This is a genomic window from Streptococcus mitis (assembly GCF_946188585.1).
Classification (GTDB): Bacteria; Bacillota; Bacilli; order Lactobacillales; family Streptococcaceae; genus Streptococcus; species Streptococcus mitis_DG.
This window is the reverse complement of sequence record NZ_CAMHVI010000063.1, coordinates 1-230: the sequence shown is the minus strand read 5'-3', so window position 1 is coordinate 230 and position 230 is coordinate 1. Positions and strand designations below refer to the sequence as shown.

1 protein-coding gene is annotated in these 230 nt (G+C 52.6%); it reads right to left on the bottom strand.

Features of this window, described 5'->3' with window-relative positions; genetic code table 11:
• On the bottom strand, positions 1 to 230 hold a 230-nt coding region (locus tag N8M66_RS09400; RefSeq protein WP_261047261.1), incomplete at both ends, for a hypothetical protein.

The following is a 230-nucleotide window of genomic DNA, read 5'->3' as shown; positions in this document are numbered from 1 at the left end:
GCTCTTCCGATCTGCAAGCACGTCAGCAAGTACATCAGCTTCAACATGCGCAAGTACATCAGCTTCAACGAGCGCTAGCACGTCTGCAAGCACATCAGCTTCAACAAGCGCAAGCACGTCAGCAAGAACATCGGCTTCAACAAGAGCAAGCACGTCAGCAAGCACGTCAGCAAGCACATCGGCATCAACAAGCGCAAGTACTTCAGCAAGCACTTCAGCAAGGACGTGCG